Origin of the sequence: Leisingera sp. ANG-M7 (assembly GCF_000813965.1) — a bacterium.
In the GTDB taxonomy this organism is placed as follows: domain Bacteria; phylum Pseudomonadota; class Alphaproteobacteria; order Rhodobacterales; family Rhodobacteraceae; genus Leisingera.
Map to the genome: position 1 here is coordinate 13,243 of NZ_JWLI01000012.1, position 14,251 is coordinate 27,493.

Genomic DNA, 14,251 nt, shown 5'->3' on the forward strand with positions numbered 1-14,251 from the left:
TGCAAACTGGTGCAGCAACGCAAACCAAACTGGAAACAAGGTTCGGGATAGTAACCGCAGCCTGGAAAATTGACATCTCGCCCATAGAATTTCTAATCAAAGCGTATTGCTGTCCGATGGAATTCCGTCAGTTGCTTTGTAGAAAGGCCTTCTAAATCGTGTGAACTGATTCTAGCAGAAGCACAAAGTTAACTATGTGACCTACTGCTTCCAGCACCTCGGGAATGCTGAACTGGCTTTCCGTTAGCACTTAAACCGTGGACGAGAGCAATGTGTGCCATTGCTAGCCCCCCTTTCGACCGGAAAACTTATAAAACTACTCCCTGTTTCAAAGTCACCTCACTCGACAGCTCGCTCGTCTTGCGACATAATTACAAAGAAGAATCCCGGGGGACGTTGAATGCACTACGTTGATGATGATCCAATTCACGCAATCAAGTCGACGTCAGATGTCCACTTGATGCATAGAATATTCAACGCCTCAAATCTGTCTCGACGGGTTTTCTCTGAGGTTCACTACTACCACGCGGACCCAGACCTGACGATTGGCATGGGCCACTGGATCCGGAGTAATATTTCCAAACTTTTTTCCGAGTTTAGAAGCAACCACGAAGCCTGGAGATTTCTCATAAACCGCTGGTCTACTGAAATGACAGTGCAACATTGGCAACAAATCCAAACGGAGACTGGCGAACAAGGTAAAACCCCGTCCTCGCTGGAAAGAGCCCTTATGAGGGTTCTTTGCATTGATAGTCCGATCCCAAGCTGCGTGGAGAACACTCTTGAACCGTGGGCGGACAGTGTGGGAACGAAGTTCAACGACAAAGGCCACTGGTTCGCCGCAGGCTGGAAATCTGTCTCTCGAGCTGAACCTTTGGCAAAGGTTCAGACTAAATATTGGAGGGACTCAGTGCTGTTACGCGGAGCTGAGGCGGCAAAAGCCCGAGATTTATCCACGCGTGGTGGAGTTGCGTGCGTGATTTCTGCGAAGAGTAGCGGATTGGGTGCTACCATGTTCCGGCCTAGTGATAAAAGTGCGAGCGCATCAGGTGATGGCGTTTCTAGGCGATGGTCACTCACAACTGTTCCTGACGATGCCAAACCTGAACCTGCTTTCGGTTTGAACACTGAAATGATACTGCAGGATTGGAGGTCTTTGGTCGCTTGGCAATTCTATACAATAAAAAAGCGCCGAGTCCGAAGTCGAATGATCGCAATATGGGAAGAATTTTTCTCCCAAACGTGGGGCAAATTGGAAAACCCAGGATCTGTTTCAGATTCCACCCGAGCGCGGAAACACACTGGAGTGTTAATGGATAGAACTGCCTTTAATTTTTCTGTGATGTTCTCTTAGGCTTAAGACCCATTGTTTTCCTTCTTACCGCGTGTTTCACAGCCCAAAAAGAGGTAAACATGTCAGATCACTTCTGGCCTACGGAAGTGTAGGTAGCATGCCTAGTGCCCGACTTCCCGCAGTCCCACGGCAAGCCGCGTGTTGGTGACCGTCGCATGCTGGGTGGGATTATCTTCATCAATCGTAGTGGATTGCGATGGCACAATGCTCGGCTGAATACGATCTCCACAAGACAATGACCCCTCGCAGACTTGGTGCGGACGCGGTCGCAAAGCTGCCTGAGTTCATGAAGCCTTGAAAGCTGGCAAGTCCCTGGAGGACATCGAAATCTGAAGAGATAGATGACAGAAAGGTCTGTCTGTTTATTGACCCGCCTCAAATCTTCTGAGCACAGGCGGCCTGCTATCAGTTTCTTGGAGTTTACGAGCGCGTTGAAGGCTTTTCAAAGATGATCGAAATGCATGCGCTGCGGGATGCCGGTGCCCGGCGCCTGATGCGTATGCCTAGCATCGGCCCGATCACCGCCTCCGCCATCGTAGCGACTATCGGTGACGCGAAGCAATTCCGGACCGGTCGCGATCTTGCAGCCTGGCTAGGCCTGGGCCCGCTCAACAAGTCCAGCGGCGGCAATGGCAATGGCCCTCCAAAGTCGTTTAGCCGATAGGAACCTTGCTTGCGGAATCCATCAAGGCCAGTAGCCCACAACGCAGGCTGCGCGAACAGGCCGGACACACGACGGTACTGACGGTCCGCCGCGATCTCCGCAGAAAGCGCTTGCAATGCAGGAGCCACCCACACAGGTTTTGATCGCCCGCTAAGACCTCGCAGGCACAGCACGTCTTTCCCGACGCTAAGCGGCCATTGCAAGGTCCCGTGGAGAAAGGCGGAAGCGGCGGGACATTCCCAACGTTCCCCCTATCACTGTGAGCAACTGTAAGTTCCTCACTGCGGACGTCCGCGCGACGTGTCGGAAACCGAGTACGGGAGCAACATCGAACGAGACTACCTTCGATATCGTCAAAGCTCCGTTTCCGGAAACACTCATCAGTTTCTGGAAACACTCAGCAGTCTGATTGCAGCAACTTCCGAACCACGTCCTTGAAGTTAGCCTCAAACTCGCCTCTTTGCTCCTCATTCTTGATAACAGAGGAAACTGACAGCATCCTCGGACAATCTGGCTCAAAATATGCCTCTCGAATAGGCCTCAGCTTTTGATCAGGTATCTTGCCCCGGTTCGTGTCCGGGTAGAATCGGTATCCAGGAGATCCGTCAACTTTCACAACGTCCTGCGAACTAGCTCCAACGAATGCTTTGGAAAAAAAGACAACTTTCGCTCCAGTCGGTATCAGTGAATTGAGAAATTCGGCGTTGTCCCAATACCGCTCATACCAACCTACTTCATCTTCAGCTCCCTCTTGGAAGCATGAATAGTGCAATACCAGAATTGAAGGTTCTGAATTACCTGAAGGCCAAATGTAATCTAAATATGGATCGCGCCAATCTTCCGGTAATACCCTAGAAAACCTCACTCTGGATGAAATTGAACCGGAAAGGTCGCTCAGATATTCCTGCATTAGTGCATACTCGTGGTCCGCATAAAAGTCCGTACTGCATTGAACCAACACGATATCTCCCGGCCTCTCAGCTTCTAGTTCTTGGCCAAGGTCAGGAAAAGCATCCAAGTACCAACTGATCAGCAACGATTGACCCAGCCAACCATCTGCAGGCTTGACAATATCGTTGTGCGCTCCCCACAACGGATTAGTGCGATTACAAAGAACCAGTGCATCACGTTCTTCTACCACAATTTTTCCGAAACCTAACGCCTCAGTCGGAAGTGTTTCATACGCACAATAGCTCTTAATAGTTTCCAGATATCCACTTGCCCTCCAACCTTGCCGCAAATTGCGCAGGAAAGAACTTGATACCGCCTCGGGCTCGCCTTCGTCATTGAGTCTGTATTGAAGTTGAAATTCGCGCCTTAAGTCATTAAGTGATTGGCTGCTTGATAGTATCGATAGCCAGTTTGCAAGCTGACTTCCGCCGGTTGGGGTGGCGAAAGTAAAAAGGGCCTTGGTGCGTTGCGCCAGTTCCTCGTCCTCAAGCAATGCTTGTCTGACGATTAGCCCACCCATACTGTGAGCGACGAACAAAACGTCTTGGTATCTATCGGCACCGTTCCCGTCTTTGCTCAGAGCCTTGTTTTCTCGAATCTCACCCGCAAATCCCGAAGCCAACTCAGTGATATTGGGGCTTTGCCCCCACTTCGTCGAAAAGTAGTCTGACACGAAGATGTCGGCATCCTTAAACAAACCGTCGCTTGCAATGAGTTCAGGCCAAGTGACCTGCTGCCCTTCGATGACGCCGCCCCAAGTCTCCTTGCCGCTTCCGTCAATTCCGTGAACGAAGACGATTAGCTTTGACGAAGAGGCATCTAACCTGACCCAGCAGCTCTCCACATAACTGTTGTCAATGCACCTTTCTGTAAAGGCGGCAGCTGAAGTGGGAAGAAAAGCAGTGCCTAATGCAAACTGAACGATAACACCAATTATCACTTTAAGCTTGAGCGACATCTTTTACACCTACAAACTGCTGAAGAACTCAAGATATGCTCCATGGTAGCCACGCGCTCGCAACAACGCAACGAGCGTGAAAGGGGCTCCTCTCGCTCACTTGCGTCGTTGGACACCAAGGACCGCTTCATCGGCATTCTATCAGTTCGTGCAGAACGCAAAATCTGACAAAGTGGGCTCGATCCGGTCGCCCGCCGCGGAGAGCGCAGACAGGCGCTCTGAGCCCACAGCTGCCGTCGGCCGCCAAGCTCTCCCTCGCATGTGCAGAGCACCGTAAACGGCGCTAAGCGGGCATTTCATTTCTTTACATCGAACGGAACAGAGGATCTTCGGTATGGAGGTGCCAGGGGTGGCTGAGCGCATCGTACAAGACGCTGAAAAGTCATTGGCTATACAGACGTTAACCCCGAAGTCACTTCCTTCGTCCAGCTTTCCGTTTCTTTGCCGCCTGCTTCCGCCTCTGCTTTCGATTGGGCATCGCCATTCTTGGGGTGTCAGGGCGTTCAAAAATTATCTGTGTCAGCTCAGGGTATTCATCATCATCCACAGGCCGCATCTTCAGAGGTTGTTGTAGAACCCCGAGTTCCTTGCAGTTTTCTCTTATCTGCTGGCGTTCCTCGTCGCTCCAATCACACTGTTCAGCATAGACCAAATCTTCAGATACACCGCGGCCTTGTTTTGGTGGTTCACGGGATATCCCCACGATCCGCTTCAAATGCGGGTACTTTTCCAGGACACCGTGAGCGTAATTCATCGCCCGTTCTGTACGCTTCCTTCGATATTGTTCATAACCACCTTTTTCTTCCATCCAGTCCTGATACTTGAACGTCATGATGAAGAAAGCGGTTTCGTTGTCCCTAGCGCCAGCCGGAGACATCATCATGCGGAAGAAGGGGTTATGGGTAATCCCTCGCTCCAAGGCTCCCATGATGGCTTCGCCGTGGCTTCGCCTCCTGAAGCGCATTTCCAGTGCCATGTATCGGACGCCGATCTCGTTCCTACTCAACTCGAACTTATGATCGTCAAGGGTGATGGAGGTGCCATTGAGCATATGGTCCGTGAACAAGGTAATGAACTCGTCCCAGACGTAGGAGATTTTGTCCGCCTCCTTTTTTGCGAGGTACTGCGGATCAGAAATCCAGTTTCTGTAGTGGTCATGAGAAATCGTTATTGGAGCAGAGGCGTCATCAACAACAAAATCGTGGTCTCCTTCCTTGTTAATCCGGATGGCATAGTACGCAAGCAGGTTTTCTTCGCCATGAGCGCGTAGAAGTCGCCCGGATCGAACAAACTCTTCCTTCTTTTCAAGGTAATCCGTGAAGTCCCGAACCGTATCCAGTTCCTGCATAACGATATCAAGAGACACGTCATCGAGAACATGAACGAAGGATCCATCTGGGCTTGCATCACCAATAGCAAATGGAGTTGCAGTGCTTGGATCCTTTGGCCAGTTCATGTTTCCTTTCAAACTGGGCTGGATCATCAAACTGCCGGAGTGGCCCTCGAAGTGCTTTTTGCATTGATCGGATGCACCACGTGCAACGATCACATGGTGGAACTTGCGCTTCTCCGGCTCAGGGAGGTCAATCGGGAAGGGATTTTCGCAGTTCCGGTCCAGAAAGATGCGGTTGGGATGTTCTTCGATCCACCTCTCTGCACCTTTGGCCTGTTTGGCTGCAGCCATCACCGCACGCTTGACCCATCGCCCCCAGGCGACAGTCAATTCGCCAGATGGCCACTCAATGTTTTTTTCTGAAAAAATGATGATGTGATCGCCACAGACCACGAGCAAGTCGCAGAGTTCTTTGCCATCACCTCGTCCATTTCCGCCAGTTTTTTGGTCTCTGTACGGGCTTGGATAGGACCAGAGGTTCAGGAATGACTTTTCTGCGAGGATCGCCAAGTACCTTTCGCTTTCAGTGACGCCGACCTCTTTTAATACAGGTGGGCGAAGTTGTTCAGGGCGATCATCTATTACAGAGGGTTTTTTCATTTTCTAAAGCGCCTACAATTGGCGTCATTCTTTACTTAAGGGTGTGGAATTGAGCTATTAACAGGTTCCAAAGGATAGGCGGCGAACAGCATCGCCGAAAGGCCAAATACGCCTGCTTCGGATTGAAGAGCATCTGTTGGGCCGGTTTGGAACCATAGGCAGCAAGGGACCGTGCACTAAACTTCGCAAAAACTGCTTCTGGGCATAGCAAACACAGGTTGATGCTCAGTCTGCGCCAGCTGCGAAGGTCCGCAAGGTCCCGCACAGCTGCCATGCGCCCCTTTGTTGGACGTAACTCATGAGCGCCGTTCAAATTTTCTGGGCTCCGGTAACCCTGATGAAGTCCATTTCCTGGACTTCTTCTGGAGACATTGTCGTCAAATCAACCGGAAGTGAGACTAAGTTCGACTCGATTACTCTGCGTATACCGTGCCTATTCTCCTGTATCGGTGAAACCACCAAGATATCAATATCCGAAACCGGCAGATGTGCTTTGGCTGCTGACCCGAACAGATACCAATCTGCTCCGTGCCCGGCGTCCGCGCACTCTGACATTACGTCACGGATTTTGCGAATTGCCTGATCTAAATTGGTCACTTTACCCGCCTTTGCCGAGAAACTTCATCAATTCTCGCAGCCACAGCACTCTTACCCCCAACGCTTCAGCCGCACCGTAGGCGTCTTGCGTGATCCCTCCGTTCGGGTTGTTCTTCAACGCAATCTGGAAACCTCCGTGCCTATCCCAAGCGCTTCTCAATTCATCAGCGGTGATGTCATAGGCTTGTACCACCGCGACTATAATGGATTTCCCGTTATCCAGCCGTAACTCAATGAGTTTGTCTGTGATGAAACGAAATCCAGATACTCTTGAATGCTGGCGAAGAGCACGCGCTGTAAAGTAAACTTCACGATCTTCGTGTGTCGATGGATCGTCATCGTAACTACAAGCCGACATCAATGCGCCTAACCGTCCCCAGGCCACGCCGTTAGCTTCGCAAATATCGATGGCTGCCCCATCCCAAAATCCTGCCTTTGGCACTTTGCAAATAAACGCTGCGCCCGCTTTGATTAGTTCCTTGACATCTTTGGGGGAAACTTCTTTCGTTTCTAGCACTCCGGCGGCAAATGAAGGCTTCGTTTTTCGAGTGATCGTTACCAGGCGGTCGCTTACCCACGTAAGATCCGCAACCTCATCGATCTTCCGAAGGTTGCCATCAACAAATTCATTGGGCATTTCTACGCTCCTTCCTCGCAGGCGATAGTATTCATTTTCTGAGGGAATCGAATATTGATTTCGCCCCCTCCGTCCAAATGCCTTGAAATCAAACCATTGATATGCATCCTAAACTGTTCCACAATTGCTTTTTCATCTTCGTCGAGAAGAGCGGAATTCGCGTCTAGCAGAAGTAATATTCTGTTGCTGTTCGGGATAAGGGACACCCTAACTTTGGACTTCCAGGAAATCGCTTCAGGAGCTTCGGGGTTAAACTGGTATTCCGCGTCTGGACCAAAAGCTTGATGAATAGCCCGGTTTTCGCGTAACAACGGATCAATTGCTCCGCGCAGTTCTTGACGAGTTTTGAAAACCTGTAGGCCGAAGAGACCGGAAAGTCTCTCAATGTGTTCCCGTTTCCACGCTGTCACAAGATCATTGGTATAGGTTTCTGGCTCCTTGTCTATCAGGGTGTGACAGTTCGCACAGAGCAAGATCAAATTGCTGTAAGAGGCCCTGTCCTCCTCAGATAGCTCGCCATTTGATCTAGGCCCGCCATCGTTAGCTGCAAAGATATGAGCCATTTCGGCAAAATGATTATGGTTCGCTGACCCATCGGGAAACAGAGGGGCGTTGCATCCTGGGTTTTGGCAGAAGCCTCCGGAGTCAGCGAACAGCCTGATACGTGTATTTGAGCTAGGATTCGTCCGTCCCATTCTGCAGGCCATCACGGATTCCTTTGAGTTGTTATTCCGTAAGGAAATGTCTTATTGGGCCGCCTACGTTCATCCAGTCACGAGGTTCGATCCTTTGATTTCCGCCCATAGCAGCCACAATCTCAGTGAGTTGGCGTAGTGATCTAGCTTTGTAAGCCTGGCTATAACTATATGGGGCTTATAGTGAATTTTTTGAACCCCACCTTGCCAAAATGATAACATGTGACACGTCCGCAGCTCTCTCAAAGGTTGAGCGCGTAAGTGTAGGCAGTACAACGCTGATCGTGCAAGTAAGATCGAAAAAGTTGAAGCATTCGCAGGAAGCGGCAAACAGGTCCGCTCCTTTCGCAAAGTTGCCACTCCTTACCGTTCACGCTGCGCATGCAGCGAATGTCTGTAAGGTCCCGCTCAGCAATCTTTAAGTAAACGGGCCCCGAACGCTCGTGTTGCTACTCTGATCCCCTGGTGGGCTTGCTAAGGTTTGCTTGGCAACCGACCACCGCCAGGTGCTCCGAGAAGGCGCCAAACAGTCGTGGTACGGCGGGAAGCTCCATCTCAGCCCTATAAGGAGTTCTGAGCGCCCTATAGGGCCTGCATTGCGCCTGGAACCATTAAACCCACCGACAACCCACAGTTCGCCCCGCTAATGGCGAGTACAGCAGCCGGAACAGAAATCACGAAAAGTCAGTAGAGCAAGAAACCCAGCTATCAACTCAAGCGAGAGATTTTCACAGCCTTCAGCCTCCACTTCTCCTCTAGCGTGTGCGAGAAACAAAACTATGGGCAATTTGCGCAAAAGTATGGGTCTAAAACACGCTTTTGGGCGATCCTACAAGTTTTTAGAAATCCAGGTTTTCGACGCTGAGAGCGTTCTTCTGGATAAACTCCCGGCGAGGTTCCACCACGTCCCCCATCAGCTTGGTGAACAGGTCGTCCGCCTCTACCATGTCGTCAATGCGCACCTGCAGCAGCGTCCGCGCATCCGGGTCCAAGGTGGTCTCCCACAGCTGGTCCGGATTCATTTCACCCAGACCTTTGTAACGCTGGAGGGTCAGACCTTTTTCACCTTCCTCCAGAATAGCTTTCAGCAAGCCTAGCGGCCCATGGATGATCTGGCTGCGGTCGCGGCGGATCAGCTGGGCAGTGGTGCCGTAGACCTCCTGCAAGCTTTGGGTGAAGCTGCCGGTCTTGCGGGCTTCGCCCGAGCGCAGCATCGGACCGTCCAAGGTACGCACTTCCTCCACCCCGCGCAGGATGCGGGCCAGGCGGATGCCGTGATCCTGGGTGATCCGGCCTTGCCAGCCGCGTTCATACTCCAGCGCGATGGCGTCCAAACGTGCAGCGACCTTGTCGGCGACACCCTGAAGGTCGGAATCCACGGCGCCGGGCACAAAGGCACCAGCAACAGCAGCCTGCTCCAGGATATGGCGCGGGTAATGGGTCGGGAAGGCATCCAGCACACGCTTGAGCTGGCGCGCCTCATCCACCACGCGGGTGAGGTCGGCGCCGGCCATTTCAGACCCGTCGCCCAGTTTCAGCACCGCGCCGTCGACGCCCTGGTTGATCAGGTAATCATCCAGCGCCGCCTGGTCCTTGAGGTAAACCTCGGACTTGCCGCGCGCCACCTTATAGAGCGGCGGCTGCGCGATATAGAGGTAGCCGCCCTCGATCAGTTCCGGCATCTGCCGGTAGAAGAAAGTGAGCAACAGGGTGCGGATGTGGGCGCCGTCGACGTCGGCGTCGGTCATGATGACGATCTTGTGGTAGCGCAGCTTTTCGATGTTGAATTCATCGCGGCCAATGCCGGTGCCCAGCGCCATCACCAGGTTGCCGATCTCCTGGGAAGACAGCATCCGGTCGAAGCGCGCGCGCTCCACGTTCAGGATCTTGCCGCGCAGGGGCAGGATTGCCTGGGTCATCCGGTCCCGCCCGGTTTGAGCGGAACCGCCGGCCGAGTCACCCTCGACCAGAAAGACTTCGGTCTTGGAAGGGTCTTTCTCGGAGCAATCCTTGAGCTTGCCCGCCAGGTAGTTCACGTCCATCGCGGTTTTGCGGCGAGTCAGCTCGCGCGCCTTGCGGGCGGCCTCGCGGGCCAGTGCGGCCTCGACGATCTTGCCGACGATCTGCTTAGCCTCGTTCGGGTTCTCCTCGAACCATTCGGCTAGTTTTTCGCCCATCAGGCTTTCGACCACCGGGCGCACCTCGGAGGAGACCAGCTTGTCCTTGGTCTGGCTGGAGAATTTCGGATCCGGCACTTTGACCGATAGAACACAGGTCAGTCCTTCACGGGCGTCGTCACCGGTGAAAGAGACCTTCTCTTTCTTGGCGATCCCAGACGTCTGCGCGTAGTTGTTGATGGTCCGGGTCAGTGCGCCCCGGAAGCCCGCCACATGGGTGCCGCCATCGCGCTGGGGAATGTTGTTGGTGAAGGGCAGCACCGTCTCGTGGTAGCTGTCATTCCACCACATGGCGATCTCGACGCCGATGTCGTCCTTCTCCCCCACGATATAGACCGGAGCCTCCATCACCGGGGTCTTGTGCCGGTCGAGGTATTTGACGAATTCCTTGACGCCACCCTCGTAGAACAGCTCCGCCGAGAGCTTCTCTGCGGGGCGCTCATCCTCCAGAATGATCCGCACGCCTGAATTCAGAAACGCCAGCTCACGAAGGCGCTTTTCCAGCGTCTCGAAAGAATACTCCAGGTTCGAGAATGTATCGGTCGAAGCCATGAAGCGGACTTCGGTGCCGGTCTGGTCGCCGCAGTCGCCGACCACTTCCAGGTGCTTGACGGTATCACCGCGTTCAAACCGCGCCACATGCTCCTTGCCGTTGCGCCAAATGCGCAGTTCCAGCCAGTCGCTGAGCGCGTTCACCACCGACACGCCCACACCATGCAGACCGCCAGAGACTTTGTAGGAGTTGCTGTCGAACTTACCACCGGCGTGCAACTGGGTCATGATCACTTCGGCTGCAGAGACGCCTTCCTCGGCGTGGATATCCACCGGAATGCCGCGGCCGTTGTCGCTGACCGAGACACTGGAATCTGCATGAATTTTCACAGTTACATGATCAGCGTGGCCTGCCAGGGCCTCGTCGATGCCATTGTCCACGACCTCGTACACCATGTGATGCAAGCCCGAGCCGTCATCCGTGTCCCCGATATACATGCCGGGGCGTTTTCGGACCGCCTCCAACCCTTTGAGAACCTTGATGGAGTCCGCACCATATTCTGCGGGGGCCTGCTCGTTTCCGGACATTCACATCTTCCTGTTTTAGCTTCGGGATTTTATACGAAACCTGACCAGGATTGTCACGCGCAAGCCCCCTTTTTTCATGAGCCTATCAGACGATTATGCGCCTAGCGTTCCAAGTTCCGCTGCGGTGCGGAGCCAGGCTTCGCGCTCCTCGCTGCTTGACCCCTGCAAAGCACCGAAATGGCAGGTCTCAACTGGGTCAATTCCCACAAAATTCAGGATCTGACGTTCCAACTGAACATGTGCAGCATTGTCGTAGAACTGCGCCATCAAGTCTGGCGGCGTGTCTGACGCAATCAGGACCCGCCCTGACTTTCCTGTCAGAAGTGGCTTGGGCAGGCCATCTGTGACAATGCGGGGATCAAAGGTGCGGCCGGGCAGCAGGATCCGGTCGAACAGCCCCTTCAATTTACCCGGCAGGCCACCCCACCACAGGGGAAAGGCAACGACCACATGGTCCGCCCATTCAAAGTCCGAAAGCACCGCTTCAATTTGGGGCTCCAGCTTCTTTGCGCCGGAGAACCCGGCCTGCCCGAAATCCGCATCAAACTCCAGCTGCGACAGCTTGTGCATGCGCACGTCGTGACCGGCGCTGTCAGCGGTAGACGCATAGCTGCCGCAAAGCGCCCCGGTGAAGGTATTGGCAGCCGGATGGCCGTTCAGAATCAGGATTTTCCGGGCAGACATTTCGCTCTCCATTAGGTAAGTTGACCATGGTCACTTTATTGAATCAAAAATGACCACGGTCAATTACAAAAATGACCGCGGTCAAAAAAATATCCGCGAGGCTGAGACATGACACGTGCACCGCAGAAACGGCGGCTGGAAACCCGGGCAAGACTGCTGGAGGTGGCAGCCGCAATCGTGCAGGAACAGGGTTACAGCGGATTGCGGGTTGAAGATGTGGTCGCCCGCGCTGGTGTGGCCAAAGGCACCCTGTTTTCACATTTCAGGGACAAGGACGGGCTGCTGGCCGTGCTGATCGGCGATGAGGTCATGCGGCTGCTGGATGGAATGGAAGCGGCCGGAGCGCCTCAGGATGCGGCTGAACTGACCGTCCGGCTGGCGCCGCACCTGGACTACGTCAGCCAGGACAGGGTGATCTTTGATCTGCTGCTGCGCTACTCCGGCACCACGGCGGCGGAGCCGGATGAGGTGGTGACCGCCGGCTTCATCCGTCAGGTCGCCTTGCTGAGCCGCTGGCTGCAGCTCCTGCAGGCCGCTGGCCGGATCCGCCGCGATCAGCCGCCGGAACTGCTGGCCGAAGGTATTCAGGCCTTCCTGAACCACGTGCTGGGCGTGTGGTTCTGCTTGGAACACGATGACGAAACACCGCCCGCCAAAGCATTGGAACCCTACTTGCTGGCTTGGCTGCAGCCCGCCCCTTAGGTGAAGGGGATCACCAGCCCGACGCAGATCAGCAGCCCGCCGGAGACCAGATTGATCCGCCGCCGGATCCGGACCGATGTCACCGCACGGCGCACCCGGTGCACCATTCCCGCCAGAGCCAGATTGCCCAGCAGCGGCACCAGAAAGGAAAGGGCCACAATTGCGGCGATGTCGGTCCAGAAGATTCCCGACAGGTCAAAGAACCCAGGCAGCACGCCCATGTAGAACAGGATCGCCTTGGGATTGCCCATGATCACCGCGATACCGGCCATGAAACCAGCCCAGAGGCCGGGACGGGTCAGGGCGCGGTTTTCCTCCACCGCGTCGCCGGCGTGGCGGATCAGCAGGTATCCCATTGCCAGGAACATCCCGCAGGCCACCCAGCGCAGCACGGCCATGATGCCCTCGATTTCCGAGACTACCCAGGACATGCCGGCAACCGCGATCAACGGCCAGAAGATGTCGCCGCACGCCACTCCCAGCGCCAGCGGCCAGGCGGCCTGAAACCCGCCGGAAACCGAGCGCGCCATCAGCGCTAGCCAGACCGGGCCGGGGGTCAGAAACAGAACAAGCAAGGCACCGGCATAAAGCGCAAGGTCCCAAGGCGTAACTGTCATTTCTGCGCCACCTCCGACACACCTTCTTTCTCAGTTACTTCCAGAACCTGCGCCCGGTCTCCCAGCTCCGCAAACTGCTCCGGGCCAGTGCCGGTCATCCAGGCTTGGGCGCCCAGTGCACAGATTTCGTCATAAAGTGCGGCGCGGCGGGCAGCATCCAGATGCGCCGCGACCTCATCCAGCAGCAGGATCGGCGGCGCGCCCTCGCGCTCAGCCAAAGCCCGTGCATTGGCCAGAATCAAGGACACCAGCAGTGCCTTCTGTTCGCCGGTAGAGCAGTCCTTAGCCGGGATACCTTTGGCCCGGTATGTTCCAATGAGATCAGTTCGGTGCGGGCCAACCAGCGTACGGCCTGCGGCCAGATCCCGAAACCGGCTTTCCTCCAGCGCCTCTTTGAAATCAGCTTCTGTGGACGGCATGCTGCCCTCCGACTGAATCAATTCCAGTTCGGCAGCGGGAAAGGCGGTTTCCGCCTCTGCCTGTGCCAATTGCAGCAGGTCAACCGCCTGTACCCGCGCAGTATGAACCCGGTGCCCGGCGGTAGCCATCCGGTCTTCCAGCACCTTGTACCAGGCAGCATCACGGATCTGCTCCTTCAGCAGCCGGTTGCGCTCGCGCATCGCCTTTTCATAGGCCAGCGAAGCCTCCGCATGACCCGGCTCGAAACTCAGCGCGATCCGGTCCAGAAACCGCCGCCGCCCCTCGGCTGCTTCAATCCACAGCCGGTCCATTGCCGGGATCAGCCAAACCACCCGGGCCACCTGCCCCAAGGCGATCTGGCTCGCGGATTTATTGTCGATCTTCACCTGCCGGGCATTGCCGCCTTCGGACCAGGTTTCCACCTCATATGCCTGCGACGGCGCCTGCAGCTCGCCTCTCAGTTTCCAACCCAGAGCCTCTGGCTGCCGCGCCATATCGGCGGCACTGGCCCGGCGCAGGCCGCGGCCGGGAGAGAACAGCGACACCGCTTCCAGGATGTTGGTCTTGCCCGCGCCGTTGTTGCCGTGGATCGCCACCGGACGCCCGTCCAAACGCAATTCCGCCCGCAAATGCGAGCGGAAATGGGACAGGGTCAAGGCAGTCAGGGCCAACACGCGGCGCGCTCCCTTTTCATCTTTCTAAAAATACTCACGCCCCACTGC

The 14,251-nt window shown here is 54.9% G+C and carries 11 protein-coding genes and 2 pseudogenes; 4 read left to right on the forward strand and 9 right to left on the reverse strand.

Annotated elements, in window-relative coordinates:
* Positions 1 to 400 precede the first annotated feature (400 nt).
* The 3 genes and pseudogenes from RA26_RS22690 to RA26_RS23435 form a co-directional block, all read left to right on the forward strand.
* Positions 401 to 1,354 carry a hypothetical protein gene (locus tag RA26_RS22690; protein ID WP_152612621.1) on the forward strand — a complete coding sequence of 318 codons (954 nt, stop codon included), beginning with the start codon at positions 401 to 403 and terminating at the stop codon, positions 1,352 to 1,354.
* Positions 1,355 to 1,458: 104 nt separating this feature from the next.
* Positions 1,459 to 1,563: pseudogene (locus RA26_RS23185) on the forward strand (IS5/IS1182 family transposase); the annotation flags it as partial.
* Between the two features lie 191 nt (positions 1,564 to 1,754).
* A pseudogene (locus RA26_RS23435) lies at positions 1,755 to 1,982 on the forward strand (transposase); the annotation flags it as partial.
* A 433-nt stretch (positions 1,983 to 2,415) separates the two neighbouring features.
* On the opposite strand, the gene RA26_RS14660 reads toward RA26_RS23435, so the two are convergent.
* From RA26_RS14660 to RA26_RS14690, 7 genes are all read right to left on the reverse strand, one after another.
* The gene (locus RA26_RS14660; protein ID WP_039184704.1) at positions 2,416 to 3,927 is read right to left on the reverse strand and encodes an esterase/lipase family protein; all 1,512 of its coding nucleotides are present in this window, start codon (positions 3,925 to 3,927) and stop codon (positions 2,416 to 2,418) included.
* A gap of 412 nt (positions 3,928 to 4,339) precedes the next feature.
* Positions 4,340 to 5,920 carry a hypothetical protein gene (locus tag RA26_RS14665; RefSeq protein ID WP_152612623.1) on the reverse strand — a complete coding sequence of 527 codons (1,581 nt, stop codon included), beginning with the start codon at positions 5,918 to 5,920 and terminating at the stop codon, positions 4,340 to 4,342.
* 309 nt (positions 5,921 to 6,229) lie between these two features.
* A complete protein-coding gene (locus tag RA26_RS23440) occupies positions 6,230 to 6,517 on the reverse strand; it encodes a nucleotidyltransferase domain-containing protein (RefSeq protein ID WP_152612624.1) in 288 nt (95 codons plus the stop codon).
* Position 6,518: 1 nt separating this feature from the next.
* Positions 6,519 to 7,154, reverse strand: a complete 636-nt coding sequence (locus RA26_RS14675; protein WP_039184707.1) for a hypothetical protein — start codon at positions 7,152 to 7,154, stop codon at positions 6,519 to 6,521.
* Positions 7,155 to 7,156: 2 nt separating this feature from the next.
* Complete coding sequence (locus RA26_RS14680) at positions 7,157 to 7,861, reverse strand: HNH endonuclease (protein ID WP_152612625.1); 705 nt, start codon at positions 7,859 to 7,861, stop codon at positions 7,157 to 7,159.
* 827 nt (positions 7,862 to 8,688) lie between these two features.
* Complete coding sequence (gene gyrB / locus RA26_RS14685) at positions 8,689 to 11,106, reverse strand: DNA topoisomerase (ATP-hydrolyzing) subunit B (RefSeq protein ID WP_039184709.1); 2,418 nt, start codon at positions 11,104 to 11,106, stop codon at positions 8,689 to 8,691.
* 93 nt (positions 11,107 to 11,199) lie between these two features.
* Entirely contained in the window at positions 11,200 to 11,790 is a 591-nt protein-coding gene (locus RA26_RS14690; protein WP_039184711.1) for an NAD(P)H-dependent oxidoreductase, read from the reverse strand.
* Positions 11,791 to 11,898: 108 nt separating this feature from the next.
* Here RA26_RS14690 and RA26_RS14695 point away from each other — a divergent pair, with 108 nt between their 5' ends.
* On the forward strand, positions 11,899 to 12,492 hold the full coding sequence (locus RA26_RS14695) for a TetR/AcrR family transcriptional regulator (RefSeq protein ID WP_039184714.1): 594 nt from the start codon (positions 11,899 to 11,901) through the stop codon (positions 12,490 to 12,492).
* Here RA26_RS14695 and RA26_RS14700 read toward each other — a convergent pair.
* Both RA26_RS14700 and recF read right to left on the reverse strand, forming a co-directional pair.
* Complete coding sequence (locus RA26_RS14700; RefSeq protein WP_039184717.1) at positions 12,489 to 13,109, reverse strand: LysE family translocator; 621 nt, start codon at positions 13,107 to 13,109, stop codon at positions 12,489 to 12,491. The genes RA26_RS14695 and RA26_RS14700 overlap by 4 nt on opposite strands.
* Entirely contained in the window at positions 13,106 to 14,203 is a 1,098-nt protein-coding gene (recF, locus tag RA26_RS14705; protein WP_039184719.1) for a DNA replication/repair protein RecF, read from the reverse strand. The genes RA26_RS14700 and recF overlap by 4 nt, the downstream gene beginning before the upstream one ends.
* Positions 14,204 to 14,251: the final 48 nt, after the last annotated feature.

What these genes read in the sequence shown, in the direction of transcription:
- RA26_RS22690 (WP_152612621.1), top strand. Translation starts at nt 401, where the DNA reads ATGCACTACGTTGATGATGATCCAATTCACGCAATCAAGTCGACGTCA.
- RA26_RS14660 (WP_039184704.1), bottom strand. Translation starts at nt 3,927, where the DNA reads ATGTCGCTCAAGCTTAAAGTGATAATTGGTGTTATCGTTCAGTTTGCA.
- RA26_RS14665 (WP_152612623.1), bottom strand. Translation starts at nt 5,920, where the DNA reads ATGAAAAAACCCTCTGTAATAGATGATCGCCCTGAACAACTTCGCCCA.
- RA26_RS14675 (WP_039184707.1), bottom strand. Translation starts at nt 7,154, where the DNA reads ATGCCCAATGAATTTGTTGATGGCAACCTTCGGAAGATCGATGAGGTT.
- RA26_RS14680 (WP_152612625.1), bottom strand. Translation starts at nt 7,861, where the DNA reads ATGGCCTGCAGAATGGGACGGACGAATCCTAGCTCAAATACACGTATC.
- gyrB (WP_039184709.1), bottom strand. Translation starts at nt 11,106, where the DNA reads ATGTCCGGAAACGAGCAGGCCCCCGCAGAATATGGTGCGGACTCCATC.
- RA26_RS14690 (WP_039184711.1), bottom strand. Translation starts at nt 11,790, where the DNA reads ATGTCTGCCCGGAAAATCCTGATTCTGAACGGCCATCCGGCTGCCAAT.
- RA26_RS14695 (WP_039184714.1), top strand. Translation starts at nt 11,899, where the DNA reads ATGACACGTGCACCGCAGAAACGGCGGCTGGAAACCCGGGCAAGACTG.
- RA26_RS14700 (WP_039184717.1), bottom strand. Translation starts at nt 13,109, where the DNA reads ATGACAGTTACGCCTTGGGACCTTGCGCTTTATGCCGGTGCCTTGCTT.